27 protein-coding genes are annotated in these 17,165 nt (G+C 51.0%); 24 read left to right on the top strand and 3 right to left on the bottom strand.

Annotated features, from left to right (window positions below):
* Positions 1-1,186: 1,186 nt before the first annotated feature.
* The 3 genes from Q0482_RS01630 to Q0482_RS01620 form a co-directional block, all read right to left on the bottom strand.
* Complete coding sequence (locus tag Q0482_RS01630; RefSeq protein ID WP_299142535.1) at positions 1,187-2,383, bottom strand: ATP-binding protein; 1,197 nt, start codon at positions 2,381-2,383, stop codon at positions 1,187-1,189.
* Positions 2,384-3,124: 741 nt separating this feature from the next.
* Complete coding sequence (locus tag Q0482_RS01625; RefSeq protein ID WP_299142533.1) at positions 3,125-3,709, bottom strand: 3'-5' exonuclease; 585 nt, start codon at positions 3,707-3,709, stop codon at positions 3,125-3,127.
* Between the two features lie 10 nt (positions 3,710-3,719).
* Positions 3,720-4,457, bottom strand: coding sequence for a hypothetical protein (locus Q0482_RS01620; protein ID WP_299142531.1), 738 nt, complete (start codon positions 4,455-4,457; stop codon positions 3,720-3,722).
* 769 nt (positions 4,458-5,226) lie between these two features.
* Between Q0482_RS01620 and rpsJ the strand changes: the two genes are divergently transcribed.
* The 24 genes from rpsJ to map are packed head-to-tail and all read left to right on the top strand — an operon-like array spanning position 5,227 to position 17,145.
* Complete coding sequence (rpsJ, locus tag Q0482_RS01615) at positions 5,227-5,538, top strand: 30S ribosomal protein S10 (RefSeq protein ID WP_008859800.1); 312 nt, start codon at positions 5,227-5,229, stop codon at positions 5,536-5,538.
* 12 nt (positions 5,539-5,550) lie between these two features.
* Entirely contained in the window at positions 5,551-6,192 is a 642-nt protein-coding gene (gene rplC, locus Q0482_RS01610) for a 50S ribosomal protein L3 (RefSeq protein WP_008859801.1), read from the top strand.
* 50 nt (positions 6,193-6,242) lie between these two features.
* On the top strand, positions 6,243-6,866 hold the full coding sequence (gene rplD, locus Q0482_RS01605; RefSeq protein WP_299142528.1) for a 50S ribosomal protein L4: 624 nt from the start codon (positions 6,243-6,245) through the stop codon (positions 6,864-6,866).
* A complete protein-coding gene (rplW, locus tag Q0482_RS01600) occupies positions 6,866-7,147 on the top strand; it encodes a 50S ribosomal protein L23 (protein ID WP_296979784.1) in 282 nt (93 codons plus the stop codon). The genes rplD and rplW overlap by 1 nt, the downstream gene beginning before the upstream one ends.
* Before the next feature lie 14 nt (positions 7,148-7,161).
* On the top strand, positions 7,162-7,989 hold the full coding sequence (gene rplB / locus Q0482_RS01595) for a 50S ribosomal protein L2 (protein ID WP_299142524.1): 828 nt from the start codon (positions 7,162-7,164) through the stop codon (positions 7,987-7,989).
* A gap of 17 nt (positions 7,990-8,006) precedes the next feature.
* Positions 8,007-8,288: a 30S ribosomal protein S19 gene (gene rpsS, locus Q0482_RS01590; RefSeq protein ID WP_008859805.1), complete on the top strand. Its 282-nt coding sequence runs from the start codon at positions 8,007-8,009 to the stop codon at positions 8,286-8,288.
* 14 nt (positions 8,289-8,302) lie between these two features.
* Complete coding sequence (rplV, locus tag Q0482_RS01585; protein WP_299142521.1) at positions 8,303-8,638, top strand: 50S ribosomal protein L22; 336 nt, start codon at positions 8,303-8,305, stop codon at positions 8,636-8,638.
* An 18-nt stretch (positions 8,639-8,656) separates the two neighbouring features.
* Positions 8,657-9,418, top strand: a complete 762-nt coding sequence (rpsC, locus tag Q0482_RS01580; protein WP_299142518.1) for a 30S ribosomal protein S3 — start codon at positions 8,657-8,659, stop codon at positions 9,416-9,418.
* Positions 9,418-9,843: a 50S ribosomal protein L16 gene (rplP, locus tag Q0482_RS01575; protein ID WP_299142515.1), complete on the top strand. Its 426-nt coding sequence runs from the start codon at positions 9,418-9,420 to the stop codon at positions 9,841-9,843. Before rpsC ends, rplP begins: the two co-directional genes overlap by 1 nt.
* Position 9,844: 1 nt before the next feature.
* The gene (gene rpmC, locus Q0482_RS01570) at positions 9,845-10,051 is read left to right on the top strand and encodes a 50S ribosomal protein L29 (protein WP_291057848.1); all 207 of its coding nucleotides are present in this window, start codon (positions 9,845-9,847) and stop codon (positions 10,049-10,051) included.
* Between the two features lie 26 nt (positions 10,052-10,077).
* Positions 10,078-10,338: a 30S ribosomal protein S17 gene (gene rpsQ / locus Q0482_RS01565; protein ID WP_040380320.1), complete on the top strand. Its 261-nt coding sequence runs from the start codon at positions 10,078-10,080 to the stop codon at positions 10,336-10,338.
* A gap of 32 nt (positions 10,339-10,370) precedes the next feature.
* A complete protein-coding gene (gene rplN, locus Q0482_RS01560; protein ID WP_008859811.1) occupies positions 10,371-10,739 on the top strand; it encodes a 50S ribosomal protein L14 in 369 nt (122 codons plus the stop codon).
* 26 nt (positions 10,740-10,765) lie between these two features.
* Positions 10,766-11,083, top strand: a complete 318-nt coding sequence (gene rplX / locus Q0482_RS01555; protein ID WP_299142538.1) for a 50S ribosomal protein L24 — start codon at positions 10,766-10,768, stop codon at positions 11,081-11,083.
* Between the two features lie 19 nt (positions 11,084-11,102).
* On the top strand, positions 11,103-11,642 hold the full coding sequence (gene rplE, locus Q0482_RS01550; RefSeq protein WP_291057845.1) for a 50S ribosomal protein L5: 540 nt from the start codon (positions 11,103-11,105) through the stop codon (positions 11,640-11,642).
* 12 nt (positions 11,643-11,654) lie between these two features.
* Positions 11,655-11,924 carry a 30S ribosomal protein S14 gene (gene rpsN, locus Q0482_RS01545; RefSeq protein WP_291057844.1) on the top strand — a complete coding sequence of 90 codons (270 nt, stop codon included), beginning with the start codon at positions 11,655-11,657 and terminating at the stop codon, positions 11,922-11,924.
* 20 nt (positions 11,925-11,944) lie between these two features.
* Positions 11,945-12,343, top strand: coding sequence for a 30S ribosomal protein S8 (gene rpsH, locus Q0482_RS01540; protein WP_008859815.1), 399 nt, complete (start codon positions 11,945-11,947; stop codon positions 12,341-12,343).
* A 17-nt stretch (positions 12,344-12,360) separates the two neighbouring features.
* Complete coding sequence (rplF, locus tag Q0482_RS01535; protein WP_299142509.1) at positions 12,361-12,903, top strand: 50S ribosomal protein L6; 543 nt, start codon at positions 12,361-12,363, stop codon at positions 12,901-12,903.
* 18 nt (positions 12,904-12,921) lie between these two features.
* On the top strand, positions 12,922-13,287 hold the full coding sequence (gene rplR, locus Q0482_RS01530; RefSeq protein ID WP_008859817.1) for a 50S ribosomal protein L18: 366 nt from the start codon (positions 12,922-12,924) through the stop codon (positions 13,285-13,287).
* A gap of 14 nt (positions 13,288-13,301) precedes the next feature.
* A complete protein-coding gene (rpsE, locus tag Q0482_RS01525) occupies positions 13,302-13,802 on the top strand; it encodes a 30S ribosomal protein S5 (protein ID WP_291057842.1) in 501 nt (166 codons plus the stop codon).
* 11 nt (positions 13,803-13,813) lie between these two features.
* Positions 13,814-13,993, top strand: a complete 180-nt coding sequence (gene rpmD / locus Q0482_RS01520; RefSeq protein WP_008859819.1) for a 50S ribosomal protein L30 — start codon at positions 13,814-13,816, stop codon at positions 13,991-13,993.
* A gap of 18 nt (positions 13,994-14,011) precedes the next feature.
* Positions 14,012-14,452, top strand: coding sequence for a 50S ribosomal protein L15 (gene rplO / locus Q0482_RS01515; protein ID WP_299142505.1), 441 nt, complete (start codon positions 14,012-14,014; stop codon positions 14,450-14,452).
* A gap of 1 nt (position 14,453) precedes the next feature.
* Positions 14,454-15,716 (top strand): preprotein translocase subunit SecY, encoded by a 1,263-nt coding sequence (secY, locus tag Q0482_RS01510; RefSeq protein ID WP_299142503.1) that lies wholly within the window; start codon positions 14,454-14,456, stop codon positions 15,714-15,716.
* A gap of 26 nt (positions 15,717-15,742) precedes the next feature.
* Complete coding sequence (locus Q0482_RS01505) at positions 15,743-16,396, top strand: adenylate kinase (protein ID WP_296958714.1); 654 nt, start codon at positions 15,743-15,745, stop codon at positions 16,394-16,396.
* On the top strand, positions 16,393-17,145 hold the full coding sequence (gene map / locus Q0482_RS01500; protein ID WP_299142500.1) for a type I methionyl aminopeptidase: 753 nt from the start codon (positions 16,393-16,395) through the stop codon (positions 17,143-17,145). Before Q0482_RS01505 ends, map begins: the two co-directional genes overlap by 4 nt.
* Positions 17,146-17,165 lie beyond the last annotated feature (20 nt).

Raw genomic sequence — 17,165 nt, 5'->3', positions numbered from 1 at the left:
GAGATGAGACATAAATGCTGCAAGCCATTTCGGCGCTGCCCCCTTTGGTGCCTGCGGCACCACCTTCCCCCCGCAGGCGGGGGGACAACAAAGCTCCGCGAAGCAGTTCTTTCAAATGTGGCGCTAAGTTGAGCACGGGTTATTCTGCCCCCTGAATAGGGGGAAGTCCGGCGCAGCCGGATAGGGGGTGGCCGACGAAGTCGGCCAATTCGGCAGAATGGAACATGGGGAGATGAGACATAAATGCTGCAAGCCATTTCGGCGCTCCCCCCTTTGGTGCCTGACGGCACCACCTTTCCCCCGCTAAAGCGGGGGCACTATGGACGCTGGGCAGTGTACCACATATGATATAGCGGGAAAGCGTAGAGAGGCCTATTCTGCCCCCTGAATAGGGGTGGCAAGGGAACTGGATTCGTAGGGGAGCGATAGCGACCTGAGAATCCAGTGACACGCTTCCCTTTGGGGAAGTCCGGCGCAGCCGGATATGGGGGCCGACGAAGTCGGCCAATTCGGCGGAATGGTAAGAATAGGAATGAAGACAAAGAAAAGGCCGCCTTTCACGGTCAGCCAGATAAAAGGAAGGCGCCTTTATGGGCAGGCTGGGCGCCAACTTTGGCTGACTTGCACATCCTATGCAGGATGTGCACAGTCACGTCCACGGTGGAGTGTCATTCCGGCGCGTTCCCCCGTACACCCTTTGCCGCTTTGCGGCCTTCACCCATAGGGAAGCGTGTCACGGGATTCTCGGTCGCCTTAGGCTCCCTACAGCACGGCTATCACCGACTCACTGGATTCTCAGGTCGCTCACGCTCCCCTACGAATTCAGTTCGCTGGTGTGACTCCCGTTCCCTTGCCACCTCAAGGGGAAACAAGGGATTGGGACGGGGGAGCTATTGAATCATGCTCTTCTTATAACATTTCGGCGCTTCCCCTTTTGGTGATGGCGGTACCGGAAGGATTGCATTTTCTTCGCGTTGCAGGCGCGGTTGTATGGTTTAATAAAAAGAGGGGCGCCCACTAATTCTAGGGTGCCACATCCATTTACAATTCACCATTTACCATTTATCCTGGGCGCCCGCTACTGCCGCGAAGCGGCATATAAAATTCATTGCCCGCAGGGCAATCCACAACCCTCTGAATCCTCCGAACCCTGCCACGCGTGGCCCCAAAGGGTCCCTTATCTTTTTTATTCTTCCGGCAGCAGAAAGTCCAGCAGGTTCCTGTGAATGATACCCTGCTGGGAGAGATCCATGGTGTCCATGGTGATGAGGTACTTGGGGTAGTTATCATTCACTTTCAGGAGAGGGGTGATTTCTCTTTTTAGTACGTTTTCATCCAAAGCGCTCAGGGATACCTGAATATATTTCTTCTCCAACGCTTTGGTGATGATGAAATCGATTTCCAGGGTATCCAGCCGCCCGGTGGAAACTTCCCAGCCTCTCCGCTTCAGTTCCAGGAAAACGATGTTTTCGATGACATGGCCCAGGTTGCCGGTGCGGTACCCAATCAGGCGGTTTCTGAGTCCCATATCGGCGGCGTAGTATTTCCCATTGGTGGTGAGGCGCTGTTTTCTGCGGATATCATATCGTTCACATTGGTACAGTACGAAGGCATTCACCATCTGCTGGAGGTAGCTGTCAATGGTGTCGGAAGATACGGAAGAGCCCTGGGACTTCAGGGTTCGGGCGATGGAGCTGGCGGAAAGTGGATTTCCTATATTTTCCATGACGAATTTAGCGACCTTCAGGAAGACCCCTTCGTTTCGTATCTTACCCCGGAGGATGATGTCTCTGGCGAAGATGGAATCGAAAAGGCCGCTGTTGATGCTTTCGATGATTTCTTCATTACTGGAAAGGGCGGCGGCAGGGAAAGAGCCGATGCGTAGGTATTCGTTAAAAGCCTTGTCCTTCATCTGCAGGGGATATTCTTTGAAAGTCATGAATTCGGAAAAGCTTAGGGGGTATACTTTGATTTCTATGTATCGGCCGGTGATATAGGTCACATATTCGCCGGAAAAAAGGCGGGAGTTGGAGCCGGTGACGTAAATGTCCAAAGGCAGGGAGGCACGAAGCTCATTCACCGTTTTTGCCCAGGCAGTGAGCTCCTGTACTTCATCCATGAGGAGATAGTAAGGTCCCTGGCCCGTGACCCGTTCTTTGACATACCGCTGGAGAGCGCCGCTGTCCTCCAGAGGCAGACTGTCGATCTTTTCATAGCTGATTTCGATGATGTGGTCAGAAGGAACCTGATTGTTTAAAAGGTAGTCCTTGAACATGCGGAGCAGGGTGGATTTTCCGCAGCGCCGTATGCCGGTGATGATTTTGATGAAATCGCCGCCTCGGGCTTGAATCATTTTGCGTAGATAAAAGGGACGTGGAATCATGGGAACCTCCTTCATTGTCACTTTTTCTCCTAGTATACAGGGAATTTTTCTGAAAATCAAAAAAATTCCGATTAGTAATCGGAATTTTTGAGAAATATAGGATTTTTCAGGATATGGAAGGGAAAATTAGGGGGAGGCACAAACCCTTACGTCCCCTTCTAAGTGAAGAGGGACGACTATGTGCCTTAAACTTGCCTCCCCCTGCCTGCAGGGGGAGGGGGACCACGATAGTGGTGGAAGGGGTTGGTACATGGAGAGATGAGACATAAATGCTGCAAGCCCTCTCGGCGGTTCCCCCTTTGGTGCCTGCGGCACCACCTTTCCCCAAAGGGAAGCATGTCACTGGATTTTCGGGTCGCTGTGCTCCCCTACAAATCCAGTTCCTTTGCCACCCCGCAAGCGGGGGCACAACAACCCGCTTTAAACCTAGTGCAGCTTATGGGGGAGATAGGTAAGCACAGAGCAAATCTTCCCCTCCGGGGAAGAAGCCGTAGGCAGAAGGGGGGCATTTCCATCGGACCGAAGGCCCGGTTGGCTTGTTTTCCTTCGCGTTGCAGGCGCGGTTATATGGCTTTATAAAAAATAGGCGCCCTTTTATTTTAAAGGCGCCCACCACTGCCGCGAAGCGGCATATAAATTTCATTGCCCGCAGGGCAATCCACAACCCTCGGCCGCAGGGCGGACGTCAAACTTAAGAACCTTAAGAACCTTCGGGGCCGAAGGCCCTGTCAACCTTTCCCCTCAGGTAGCCAGTTTCCTTTCTCCTCTTTTCACGGCGAATCGTTTCAAGGGCTGGCCGGTCTGTTTCATGAGGGCCTCCACGGAAGGAAGGCCTGTTTCCTCCAGGGCTTTCCGGACGATGTATTCGCAGGCTCTGGCGTCGTCCAGTGCCTGGTGGTGGTTGAAGGAAAAGCCCAGGTTTTCTGCCACGGTGTTCAGTTTGTGGTTTTCCATGTCTTTCCACAGTTTCTGGGAGAGGATGACGGTGTCTCCGTAGAGGAAGTGGATGTCCGGCAGGTGGTAGGTGTCCAGGGCGGAGGCGAGGACGCCCATGTCGAAGCGGGCGTTGTGGGCAAAGACGATGGTGCCTTCCAGCCGTTTGGCGATTTCGTCCCAGAAGAAGGGAAATGGTTCTTCGCCTGCCACGTCTTCGGGGCGGATGCCGTTGACTTTCATGCAGCCTGCGTCAAATTTCAGGGTAAGCGGTCGGATGAGGTGGTACCACTGGTCGATGACCTTACTTCCGTCGCTTACGACGATGCCCAGGGAGCAGGCGTTGGCGGGGCCCCAGTAGGCGGTTTCAAAATCGATGGCCGCGTATTTCATAGGTTCTCCTTCAGATGGAAGCGGTGAATTCATGGGTATCTGCTTCAAGCCAGCCTACTTCTACGGAGCGGTCGAAGGCGGATTTCATACGGCGGGCCAGTTCGTTTCTGGCGGCAGCCACTTTTTTGCGGTTTGGCGCAAAGCCGGTGATGAGGATGAGGATGTTTTCGGAGTTTTCATCCACTTTAGCGGCGCTGCCGTCTTCGCAGTACCAGTGGTGGACGGCGGTTTCATCTCCCAGGGATACCACCCATTCGCCGTCTTTCTGATGGACGGTAAGAGGCGTCTTCCTGTCGCCCATGTCGAAGGCGTGGATGTCTACGTGGAATTTGAGCATGCCGCCCCGTACCATGTCCATGACAGGGTTCATGCGGGGGAGGACGTCGGAGCCTGCCAGTTCGTCAAGGCTGGCGGCTTTGGGCTGGGAGAGGATTTCGTAGTCTCCTTCTGCTTTGGCTTCTTCTTCCTCTTCTATGCCCAGTTCTTTTTTGTATTCTTTAAAGAGGGCGGAAATGGCAGTGGTGCCTTTCATGCCAAGGTGGGCAAGGGCGTCATCGTAGCGCTTGATTTCTCCGTCCGCCATGGCGGGGTTCATCTTGAGGAGCAGGTTGGTTTCGGTGCAGCAGCGGCGCCGGAAGGCTTCGGCTTCCAGGTTCACGCCCTGGTTGTCGATGGCCCGGATGGCCAGGATGCCTACGCAGAGTCCGGGAATGGTATCAAATAAGGTATGGTCGTAAGTTACTTTCATTTTGTAAAACCTCCGTTTCGTACAGGATTATTATATCATATGTCCGCTATCGGCTGACCGCTGACAGCTTACCGCCGGATGTCTCTGGCGCTCTCTTGCGGCATGCAGGGAAAGGGGGACTGGTGGGCTGGTGAGCTGGTGAGCTGGTGAACTAGTGAGCTAGTGGGAGAGTGGGAGAGTGGGAGAGGGGGACAGTGGGACAGCCGGCTATCGGCTGTCGGCTATCGGCTTCTGGCTTCCGGCTTACAGCTTCCGGCTTTCGGCTCACTGTTTTTCGGATGGCGGACAGCGGACAGCAGATAGCCGTCTGCCGCGCTCTGCTGACTGAAGGTGAAAGGGGGGATGTGAGATGACGGACAGCGGATGGCCGCACGTCATATATATGTATAATAAAGGGCTTGGATTTCCTCTCTGATGGGCGTGATTTTCCCTTTGGAACAGGTGATTTGAAAAATTTTATCAAAATTTCATGTAAGAAGGTACACGCCAGGATACGTGTTTATGTTAAAATAAGGGACGCCTAATACGGCTCACGCCTGTATTTATCGGGCACAGGAGATTTATCAAGAAAATTATTAAATTTTGATGAAACACTTGCATTCGACCTTGGAAAATAGTATGATTTAAAGGCTGAACGTTTGCGGGCTTTCGTACGAGGGCGAAGGCGCAGATGAGTCAGTCGAAAACTATGAAGTGGAAGGTGGCCTGCAGTGCAGGGGAATTTCCACGGAGCAGTTCATTCAGGAAATGAACGTAGGAGGTTTATCTAATGTCGAAACAGGAAAAAATCAGAATTCGGCTGAAAGGCTATGATCACAAAGCTGTTGATCAGAGCGCAGCGAAGATCGCGGAAACCGCTAAGAGAACAGGTTCCCGTGTCTCCGGTCCGATTCCGCTCCCCACGGAACGGAACGTGTATACCATTCTCCGTTCTCCGCATGTCAACAAGGACAGCCGTGAACAGTTTGAAATGCGTATCCACAAGAGACTTATTGACATCCTCGATCCGTCCAAGAAGACCGCGGATGCGCTGATGAGACTGGAACTGCCAGCCGGCGTCAGCATTGATATTAAACTGTAAGGAGGTGCAAAGATGTCTAAGGCTATTTTGGGAACAAAGTTAGGAATGTCCCAGGTGTTCGCTGAAAACGGCGACCTGGTTCCGGTAAGTGTTATTGAAGTTCTGCCAAACGTTGTAGCAGCTGTTAAAACCGTTGAAAGCGATGGATACAATGCTGTTCAGCTCGGTTATGGCGCTGTCAAAGAAAAACATTTGACAAAACCTGTAAAAGGTCAGTTTGAAAAGGCTGGTATTGAACCGGTTAAATATCTGCGTGAATACAGACTCGCTGAAAAGCCGTCTTACACAGTAGGCCAAACTCTGGCTGCTGATATCTTCGCAGAAGGCGAAATCGTAGACGTAATCGGCACCAGCCGCGGCAAAGGTTTCGCCGGCACCATTAAACGTTGGAACCATCAGCGCGGCCCTGAAAGCCACGGTTCCAAGAACCATCGTCAGACCGCTTCCCTCGGCGCTCGTATGTCCGGCGGCGGCGGAAAGGTATTCAAAGGCAAGAAGATGCCGGGACAGCTGGGCGGCGAAAGAGTCACTGTTCAGCATCTTCAGGTAGTAAGAGTTGATACTGCCCGTAATCTGATGCTTGTGAAAGGCGGGATCCCCGGCGCTAAGGGAAGCCTCGTCATGGTACAGGAAACTGTAAAGCCTGTAAAATAATATTGTCTGGAACAACAGAAAATTGTTCTGATTAAGGGAGGAACATCTCAATGCCGAAAGTAAAGCTGTATAATGTAGCCGGCCAGGAAACCGGTGAAATAGAGCTGAATGACAGCGTCTTTGGCGTAGACTATAACGAAGCTGTTATTCACCAGGCAGTGGTTCGCCAGATGGCTAATGAACGCCTCGGCACCCACGCCACAAAGACCAGAGGCCTTGTCCGCGGCGGCGGCAAGAAGCCCTGGAAGCAGAAGGGCACCGGTCGTGCCAGAGTCGGATCCATCCGCTCCCCACTGTGGGTTGGCGGCGGCACCGTATTCGGACCGACCCCCAGAAGCCATGCAAAGGCTATGCCGAGAAAGGCTCGCCAGCTGGCTGTTAAATCCGCTCTTTCCGAAAAGCTCCGTGCTAATGAACTGGTAGTCATCGATGCTATCCATTTCGATGCACCGAAGACCAAGGAAGTTGTTAAGATGCTGTCTGCATTCAACGCAGGCAAGGCTCTCATCGTTGACGGCGGCGATGCAGCTGAAAACACCGTTCTGTCCGCAAGAAACATTCCTGATGTAAAGGCTTATGCTCCCAGCGGAATCAACATCTATGATATTGTAAATTATGACAAGCTGTTCCTCACCCAGGAAGCTGTTAAGAAGATTGAGGAGGTACTGGCATAATGGAAGCACGTGACATCCTCATTAAACCGATTATCACGGAAAAAACCACCGCTCTCATGGAAGAACGGAAGTACACTTTCCGTGTGCCGCTGGCTGCTACCAAGGTGGAAATCCGCCAGGCAGTGGAACAGATTTTCAAAGTCAAAGTTCAGGCTGTGAACACCATGCGTTATGAAGGCAAGATGAAGCGTCTGGGCCGTACCCAGGGTCGTCGCAGTGATTGGAAGAAAGCAATTGTTACACTCAAACCGGGCGAAACAATTGAGCTCTTCGAAGCGTAAGGAGGAGTTAATCAATGGCTTATAAATCTTTTAAACCGTACACTCCCGGACGCCGTCAGATGACCGTTTCCACTTTTGATGAAATCACAACAGATAAACCGGAAAAATCTCTTCTGGCTCCTGTTCATAATCATGGCGGTCGCAATGGCTCCGGCAAAATGACAGTTCGCCATCAGGGCGGCGGTCATAAACGTCAGTACAGAATCATCGATTTCAAGAGAAACAAGGATAACATCCCGGCAACGGTTGCTACCATCGAATACGATCCGAACCGTACCTGCCGCATTGCTCTGGTCAAGTACGCTGATGGAGAAAAGCGCTACATCCTGGCTCCTAAAGGACTGAAGGTTGGCGATGTAATCACCAGCGGCCCGGAATCCGATATTAAAGTAGGCAACTGCCTGCCTTTCACCAATATTCCTCTTGGTACCATCGTTCATAACGTGGAACTGAAGATCGGCAAGGGCGGCCAGATGGTCCGTTCCGCCGGCGCAAGCGCTCAGCTGATGGCTAAGGAAGGGGATTACGCACTGCTCCGTCTGCCTTCCGGCGAACTGCGCAGAGTACATATCCGCTGCCGCGCTACCATCGGTGTGGTTGGCAACGATGACCATGAAAACATCACCCTGGGCAAAGCAGGAAGAAACCGCTGGCTCGGCGTTCGTCCGGCTACCCGCGGCGTTGTAATGAACCCGAATGACCATCCGCATGGCGGCGGCGAAGGTAAAGCTCCTGTCGGACGTAAGCGTCCTGTTACTCCGTGGGGCAAGCCTGCTTACGGCGTGAAGACCCGCGACAACAGAAAAGCGTCTACCAAACTGATTGTTAAGAGACGCAAGTAAGATAAGGAGGAGTAAAAGTGTCCAGATCTGTAAAAAAAGGCCCGTTCGTCGCTTTCTCTCTGGTAAAGAAGATTGACGCGCTGAACGCAGCTAACGATAAGAAAATTGTTAAAACCTGGTCCCGTGCTTCTACTATCCTTCCGAGCTTCGTAGGTCACACCATTGCGATTCACGACGGAAGAAAGCATGTACCGGTTTACATCACTGAAGATATGGTTGGCCATAAGCTTGGTGAATTCGCTCCGACCCGTACTTTCAAGGGCCACAACAAGAGCGATAAGGCCGCCGCAGGTAAATAACAGGGAGGAATAAAATGGAAGTTCAGGCAATTTCAAGAAATGTCCGCATTTCTCCCCGCAAGGTCCGCATCGTAGCTAACCTTGTCCGCGGCAAGAAAGCGGGAGAAGCTATCTCCATTCTGCGCAATACCCACAAGGCTGCATCCATCGTGGTTGAAAAGACCCTCCGGAGCGCCATGGCTAATGCAGAAAACAACAACGACATGAATATTGATAATCTCTACATCTCCACCATTTATGTAGATGCAGGCCCGATCATGAAGCGTGTACATCCACGTTCTCGTGGACAGGCTTTCGGGATTATGAAACGTACCAGCACACTGACGGTAAAAGTTTCTGAAAAAGAGTAATCGAAGGAGGGAAACGTTTTGGGTCAGAAAGTAAATCCGCATGGAATGCGTGTAGGCGTGATCGATGACTGGGATTCCAAATGGTTTGCAGAAAAAGATTATGCTGCACTGCTTGTGGAAGATGCCAAAATCCGCCAGTTTTTAAAGAAGCACCTGTTCGTAGCAGGCATTTCCAAGATTGGCATTAAACGTGTAGGCAATCGTGTAAAGCTTGCCATTTATACCGCTAAGCCGGGCATGGTTATCGGCCGCGGCGGCACAGGCATTGAGGATATCAAGAAAGCCCTGGCTGCTGTAACTGATAAAGAAGTGGATATTGATATTCTTGAAATCAAATCCACCGACATGAGCGCTATCCTGGTTGGTGAAAACATTGCTTCCCAGCTGGAAAGACGTATCGGCTTCCGCCGTGCTGTTAAACAGGCTGTAGGCAGAACCATGCGCGCAGGCGCTAAAGGTATCAAGGTAACCGTTTCCGGTCGTCTCGGCGGCGCTGAAATCGCCCGCAGCGAAAGCTACCGTGAAGGTTCCATTCCCCTTCAGACTCTCCGTGCCAACATTGACTACGGTGTAACCGCAGCTCACACCACCTATGGTGCTATCGGCGTTAAAGTCTGGATTTATAAAGGCGAACTCGCTCCCGGCCAGGTTGTGGATGAAAACGAAAACGTCCGCACCAACAAGGACAGAGGCAACCGTCATGATGGCAACAGAAGAGGCGGCCGCCGCGGTGATCGCAGAGAACGCAGACCGAAAAACTCTGAAAGGAGTGATTCCTGATGTTAATTCCAAAGCGTACAAAATATCGTAAACAGTTCCGCGGCCGTATGAAAGGCAAGGAACATCGTGGAAACACCGTAACCTACGGTGAATATGGCCTGGTTGCCACGGAACCATCCTGGATTACCAGCCGCCAGATCGAAGCAGCCCGTATTGCTATGACCCGTTATACCAAGCGCGGCGGCAAGGTCTGGATTAAGATTTTCCCGGACAAACCGGTTTCCGCTAAACCGATCGGCACCCGTCAGGGCTCCGGTAAAGGTGCTGTAGAATACTGGGTAGCAGTAGTGAGACCCGGCCGTGTTATGTTCGAAATGGGCGGCATCCCCATGGAAGCTGCAAAGGAAGCTATGCGCCTTGCAGGTCACAAGCTGCCGATCAAGACAAAGTTTGTAGTTAAAGGACAAGAAGTGGCAGGTGAATAAAATGAAGGTCAATGAAATTCGTAACCTGAGCACTGCCGAATTAGATGAAAAGGTTGCCGGCTTAAAGGAAGAACTGTTTAACCTCCGTTTTCAGCTCGCTACAGGACAGCTTGAAAATCCGATGCGTATTCGCGAAGTAAAGAAGACCATCGCAAGAATCAAGACTGTTCAGCGTGAAGAAGAATTGAAGGCTGCCAAGAAGGCATGACGGTTAATCCAAAGGAGGATCTCAACGTGGCAGAAGAAAGAAAGTTGCGCAAGGTGCGCCAGGGAATTGTTGTCAGCGATAAGATGGATAAAACCGTCGTTGTTGCTGTAGAACGCAAAGTTCCCCACAAGCTGTACAAAAAATCTATTAATACCACAACCAAGTTCAAAGCGCATGACGAAAACAACGAATGCCGTGTCGGTGATACGGTACGCATCGTCGAAACTCGCCCGCTGTCTCGCGACAAGCGTTGGAGAGTTGAGAAAATCGTTGCCCGTCAGAACTGATATAGAAAGATAATTATAGGAGGATAGGCACGATGATTCAGCAAGAAAGCAGACTCAACGTTGCAGATAATACCGGTGCTAAGAACGTCCTGGTTATTAAAGTTCTGGGTGGTTCCTTCCGTAAGAGCGGCAATATCGGTGATATTGTGGTTTGCACGGTCAAAGATGCAACCCCCGGCGGCGTTGTTAAGAAGGGCCAGGTAGTCAAGGCTGTCGTAGTCCGCAGCGTAAACGGCGTAAGCCGCAGCGACGGATCCCACATCCGCTTTGATGAAAACGCAGTTGTTATTATTAAAGACGACAAGAGCCCGGTAGGAACACGTATTTTTGGACCGGTAGCAAGAGAACTCCGTGAAAGAGATTTCATGAAGATCATTTCCCTGGCTCCGGAAGTGCTCTAATAGGGAGGCAAATGATGAGTCAGAAACTGCATGTAAAGACCGGAGACACAGTTGTCGTTATTTCCGGCAAAGATAAAGGCAAGCAGGGCAAAATCAAAGCCGCTATGCCGAAAGAAGGCCGTGTAGTCGTTGAAGGCGTCAACATGGTTAAGAAACACATGAAACCGAACCAGGCTAACCCAAAGGGCGGCATCATCGAGAAGGAAGCTCCGATTTATGCGTCCAAGGTCATGATCCTGGATCCGGAATCCAAGAAACCGACCCGCGTAAAGAAAGTCCAGCAGAAGGACGGCTCTTATGTAAGAGCAGCTGTTAAGAGCGGCGCTATTATTGACAAGGCTTAAGCGGGAAGGAGGATAACAAGTGTCCAGATTAAACGATTTGTACAAGGCGCAGATTAAAAACACCATGCGCGAAAAGTTCGGCTACAAGAATGACATGGAAATCCCGAAGCTGGATAAGATTGTCATCAACATCGGTGTAGGCGAAGCTACTGAAAACTCTAAAGCAGTTGATGCAGCAGCATCTGATCTCGCAGCTATCACCGGCCAGCAGCCGATGATCTGCAAGGCTCATAAATCCCTGGCTGCATGGCACATCCGTGAAGGAATGCCCCTGGGCTGCAAAGTCACCCTCCGCGGCGACAGAATGTATGAATTCCTCGACCGTCTCATCAACATCGCTCTTCCGCGCGTACGCGATTTCCGCGGTATCAGCGACCAGAGCTTCGACGGCCGCGGCAACTATGCATTCGGCGTGAAGGAACAGCTGATTTTCCCGGAAGTTGATTATGAAAAAATCGACCGTATCCGCGGCATGGATATCATTGTAGTAACTACGGCTAAGACTGATGAAGAAGCCCGCGAGCTCCTGCGCCAGTTCGGCATGCCGTTCAAGAAATAATCGGAGGACAATATGGCAAAGAAGTCTATGTTGGAACGCGAGAAGAAAAGAGAACTCGCTGTTCAGAAATATGCAGCCAAACGTCAGGCCCTGAAGGAAGCAGGCGACTGGGAAGCTCTTTCCAAACTGCCCCGCAACGCTTCTCCGACACGTCTGCATAACCGTTGCAAACTGACAGGCCGTCCCCACGGCTATATGCGTAAATTCGGAATTTGCCGTAACCAGTTCCGTGATCTGGCTTACAATGGCGAAATTCCGGGAATTAGAAAAGCCAGCTGGTAATTCGGGAGGAGGATTAAATAATGGTAACAACCGATCCAATTGCGGATATGCTTACCCGTATTCGTAATGCGAACGATGCATATCATGATAAGGTAGATATGCCTGCTTCTAAAATTAAGGCAGCTGTGCTTACGATTTTAAAAGATGAAGGCTTTATCAAAAACGTAGAACAGATCGAAGTCGAAGGCCACCAGGTTCTCCGCGTTTCCCTGAAATACGGCGCTAACCGTGAAAAGGTCATCAAAGGTCTGAAGAGAATTTCCAAACCGGGCCTGAGAGTGTATGCAGGCAAAGAAGAACTGCCGAAGGTTCTCGGTGGTCTCGGTATTGCAGTTATTTCCACATCCAAGGGCATCATGACTGACAAGGCAGCTCGCAGAGAAGGCCTTGGCGGCGAAGTTCTTGCGTTTGTCTGGTAATCCGTTGGAGGTATAGAATGTCAAGAATTGGCAAGAAACCTATTGCGGTCCCGGCTGGTGTGGAAGTCAAGATTGACGGCCATACAGTAACAGTTAAGGGCCCGAAGGGAACACTGTCCCGTACACTGAATGAAGAAATGGACATCAAACTGGAAAACAATGAAATCCTGGTTTCCCGTCCAAATGATGAAATCAAAAACCGTTCCCTGCACGGACTGACCCGTACCCTGATCAACAACATGGTTGTTGGCGTAACCCAGGGCTATGAAAAGAAACTGGAAATCCAGGGCGTCGGCTACAATGCACAGATGCAGGGCAAAAACCTGAAGCTGGCTCTCGGATTCTCCCATCCGGTTATCATCAACCCGCCGGAAGGTATTACAATCACCACTCCGTCTTCCGTTGTGATCCTCGTATCCGGCGCTGATAAGGAAAAGGTTGGCCAGGTAGCAGCTGAAATCCGTGCCTGGAGAGAACCGGAACCTTACAAAGGCAAGGGTATCCGTTATTCCGGTGAATACGTACGCCGTAAGGCTGGTAAGACCGGCGCAACAAAGTAAGACAGGAGGTAGAAAAATATGCGTAAAAATGCAAGCAGAAATGCGGTTATCCGCCGTCATCTGCGTCTTCGTAAGAAAATCTCCGGTACTGCTGCCTGCCCGCGTCTCAATGTATTCAGATCCCTGGCTAACATTTACGCACAGGTCATTGATGATGAAGCTGGCGTAACCCTGGTATCGGCTAATACCTTAGATAAAGAAATCAAGGCTCAGTTCCCCTATGGCGGAAACGCTGAAGCAGCTAAGGCTGTAGGCGCTCTCGTTGCCAAGAGAGCTCTGGAAAAGGGCATTGAAACTGTAGTATTCGATCGCGGCGGCTATATCTATCATGGCAGAGTGCAGGCTCTGGCTGAAGGTGCCCGCGAAGCCGGCTTGAAATTTTAAAAAGGAGAAAGCACATGCCAAGATTTGAAAAACAGGAATCCGACTTACAGGAAAACGTCGTTTTCATCAACCGCGTTGCTAAAGTCGTTAAAGGCGGCCGTCGTTTTTCCTTTGCTGCAGTTGTAGTAGTCGGTGATGGCAAAGGCAAGGTAGGCGCAGGCCTGGGCAAGGCAGCTGAAGTTCCTGAAGCTATCCGCAAGGGCGTTGAAGACGCTAAGAAAAATATGATTACCGTGGCTCTGAAAAACGGAACCATTCCTCATCCCATGCTGGGCATCTACGGTGCCGGCAAGGTCATTATGAAACCTGCTGCCGAAGGTACCGGTATCAAAGCCGGCGGCCCGGTTCGTGCCGTACTGGCTCTGGCAGGCATCCGTAACATTCTGACCAAATCCCTCGGTTCTTCTAACCCCATCAACATGGTTAGAGCTACCATGGACGGTCTCTCCAAGCTTGAAAATGCAGAAACTGTTGCAGCACTCCGCGGAAAGAGCCTGGACGAAATTTACAACTAAGGGGGCCCCTCATGAAAGTTATTATTACACTGAAAAAAAGCGTGATTGGCTCCAGACCGGAACATATCGCTACTATTAAGGCACTTGGCCTTCACAAGACCAATTCCTCTGTAGAAAAAGAACTTACCCCCCAGATTAAAGGCATGATTCATCATGTTCAGCATCTGGTTGAATGCAAAGAAGCAGAATAATAAGAAGGAGGTGCACTGATGAAACTGCATGAACTGAAACCGGCTGAAGGCTCCACAAGAGTACGTCGTCGCGTAGGCAGAGGCCTCGGCAGCGGCATGGGCAAACAGGCTACCCGCGGTGCGAAAGGCCAGAACGCCAGAACCGGCGGCGGTGTCCGTCCTGGATTTGAAGGCGGCCAGATGCCTCTGTACCGTCGTCTTCCAAAGCGCGGTTTTAAAAATGTATTAGCTAAAGAATACGCTGAAATCAATGTGGAACAGCTGAATCGTTTCGATGCCAACGCTGTCGTTGATCCGGCAGCCCTCGTTGAAGCAGGTGTTCTGAAGAACGTTCTCGATGGTGTACGTGTACTGGGAAACGGTGAACTGTCCAAGGCTCTGACCGTAAGAGCTCAGGGCTTCACCAAGACCGCTCAGCAGAAAATCGAAGCAGCAGGTGGAAAAGTAGAGGTGATCTGATATGGGATCTACTTTAGCAAACTTTTTTGCAAATAAAGAACTCAAAGATCGCATTCTTTTCACTTTCCTGATGTTTGTCATCTTCCGTCTCGGGGTTCATATCCCCGTGCCGGGGGTTGATTCATCGGTGATTGAGAGCCTTTTCACATCGGGCAACCTCTTCGGGTTCCTGGACCTCTTCGCCGGCGGGGCACTCAGCAAGTTCTCCATCTTCGCCATGAGTATTACCCCCTACATCAACTCATCCATCATTATGCAGCTCCTTACCGCTGTCATCCCCACCCTGGAAGAATGGAGAAAAGACGGCGCAGAAGGATACAAGAAAATCCAGAAAGTAACAAGATACTTCACCATTTTCCTGGCAGCTGTGCAGGCATTCGGCATGACCTATGCCCTGCGTATCAACAATGCCCTTGTTGATAACAGCTGGCTGTATTTCTTTTTTGTTATCGTTGTCCTCACGGCCGGCACCTGCCTCCTCATGTGGATCGGCGATAAGATTACGGAACATGGTATCGGCAACGGTATTTCCCTTATCATCTTCTGCGGTATCGTAGCCCGCTTCCCTCAGGCTATTTCCACCGTGGTGGATTACCTCAAAGTCGGCACCATCTCTCCCTTCCAGCTTCTTCTGTTCCTGGTCATTGCCCTTGCCATGATTCTCATGGTTATCGAAGTGAATGAAGGACAGAGAAGAATTCCTATCCAGTATGCCAAGCGTGTGATCGGACGCAGAATGTATGGCGGCCATTCCACCTACCTGCCTCTCAAGGTTAACCAGGCCGGTGTTATCCCCATCATCTTCGCATCCTCCATTCTCATGCTCCCCATTACCCTGGCACAGTTCATCCATGTGAGCTGGGTACAGGCAGTAGGCAATTTCTTTGGATGGGGCACCTGGCCAAATACCATCTGCTACGGTTTCCTCATTTTTATCTTCACCTATTTCTATACCGCCATTTCTGTGAACATCAAGGATCTGGCAGATAATATGAAGAAATACGGCGGCTTCATCCCCGGCATCCGCCCCGGACAGCCTACCATGATGTATGTAGACAAGGTATTGTCCAGAATCACTCTGACCGGCGCCGTTTTCCTGGCATTCATTGCAATCCTTCCGAACTTCATCGGAAACATCACCGGCATCCAGGGCGTGTACTTCGGTGGTACATCCCTCCTCATTATCGTCGGCGTTGCACTGGACACCATGAGACAGGCACAGTCTTATATGGTTACAAGAAACTATCAGGGCTTTATTAAATAAGGCTTTTGTACAATAAGGAGCAGGATATGTATATCTTATTAATGGGACCTCCCGGCGCCGGCAAAGGCACCCAGGCAGAAAAGCTCATTCGTGATTACGGCATCCCCCAGATTGCAACCGGCGACATGTTCCGTGCGGCTGTGAAATCGGGAACTGCTCTCGGCAAGGAAGCTAAAAGCTATATGGACAAGGGAGCCCTTGTTCCGGATAGTGTAACTGTGGGCATCGTAAAGGAAAGACTGGCCCAGGACGACTGCAAAAAGGGATGGATCCTCGACGGATTCCCCCGCACCACCGCCCAGGCCTCTGCCCTGGATGCCATTCTGCATGAACTGGGCATCCAGCTTACTGCTGTCATCGGCATCAAGGCCAACCGTGATGACATCATCAAGAGAGTAAGCGGAAGACTGGTATGCAAGAAATGCGGAGCTTCCTTCCACAAAGAATTCCGTCCCCCGAAGCAGGCAGGCATCTGCGACAACTGCGGCGGTGAACTGTACCAGCGGGCTGATGATAATGAAAAGACCATCTCCCAGCGGCTTGACGTTTACGAAACGTCCACCAAGCCCCTCATTGACTACTACAAAGTCAGCGGCCGGTACTATGAAATCGACGGAGATCAGTCCATGGACAAGGTGTATGCTGATATCCAGGACGCTTTAAAGAAGGCTTCTAAATGATTATCATCCATACACCGGAAGAAATAGAGAAAATCGCCGCAGCCAGCCGTCTGACTGCGGAAACCCTCTCTATGCTGGAAAAAGCAGTGAAGCCGGGCATGAGCACTCTTGACCTCGACCACCTGGCAGAAAAATTTATCAGAGACAGAGGCGGCATTCCCGCCGAGAAGGGATACGAAGGCTATCCCGGCTCCATCTGTGCATCTGTAAATGACACTGTTGTCCACGGAATTCCTTCAGCAAGAAAAATTTTAAAAAAAGGTGATATCATTTCTATCGATCTTGTGGTAGAATTAAATGGTTACATGGGTGATTCCTGTATCACCGTACCGGTAGGCCATACCAACAAGAAGAATATGCAGCTGATCAAAGCTACGGAAGGCGCACTTTTTGCAGGCATCAAGCAGGCAGTGGTGGGCAACACCGTAGGTGACATCGGTCATGCCGTGGAAAGCTATGTGAAACCATACGGCTACGGCGTTCTTCGGGAATATGTAGGCCATGGCATCGGGACGGACATGCACGAAGATCCGGAAATTCCGAATTACGGAACGCCAGGTCATGGGCCGCGTCTTGAAGAAGGCATGGTTATCTGCATCGAACCTATGATTACCATGGGAAGTGCTGATATCATTTCTCTTCGTGATGGCTGGGGTGTAGTGACTGCCGACGGGAAACCGTCTGCCCACATTGAGCACACCGTTGCCATTACAAAAGATGGTCCCAAAATTCTGACGCTGCGCGACTGATATCGTACCAGCGGACAGTA

Origin of the sequence: uncultured Dialister sp. (assembly GCF_937959425.1) — a bacterium.
Classification (GTDB): Bacteria; Bacillota; Negativicutes; order Veillonellales; family Dialisteraceae; genus Dialister.
Note: the sequence above shows the minus strand (reverse complement) of the source record. Positions and strands in the feature narration are given on the sequence as shown.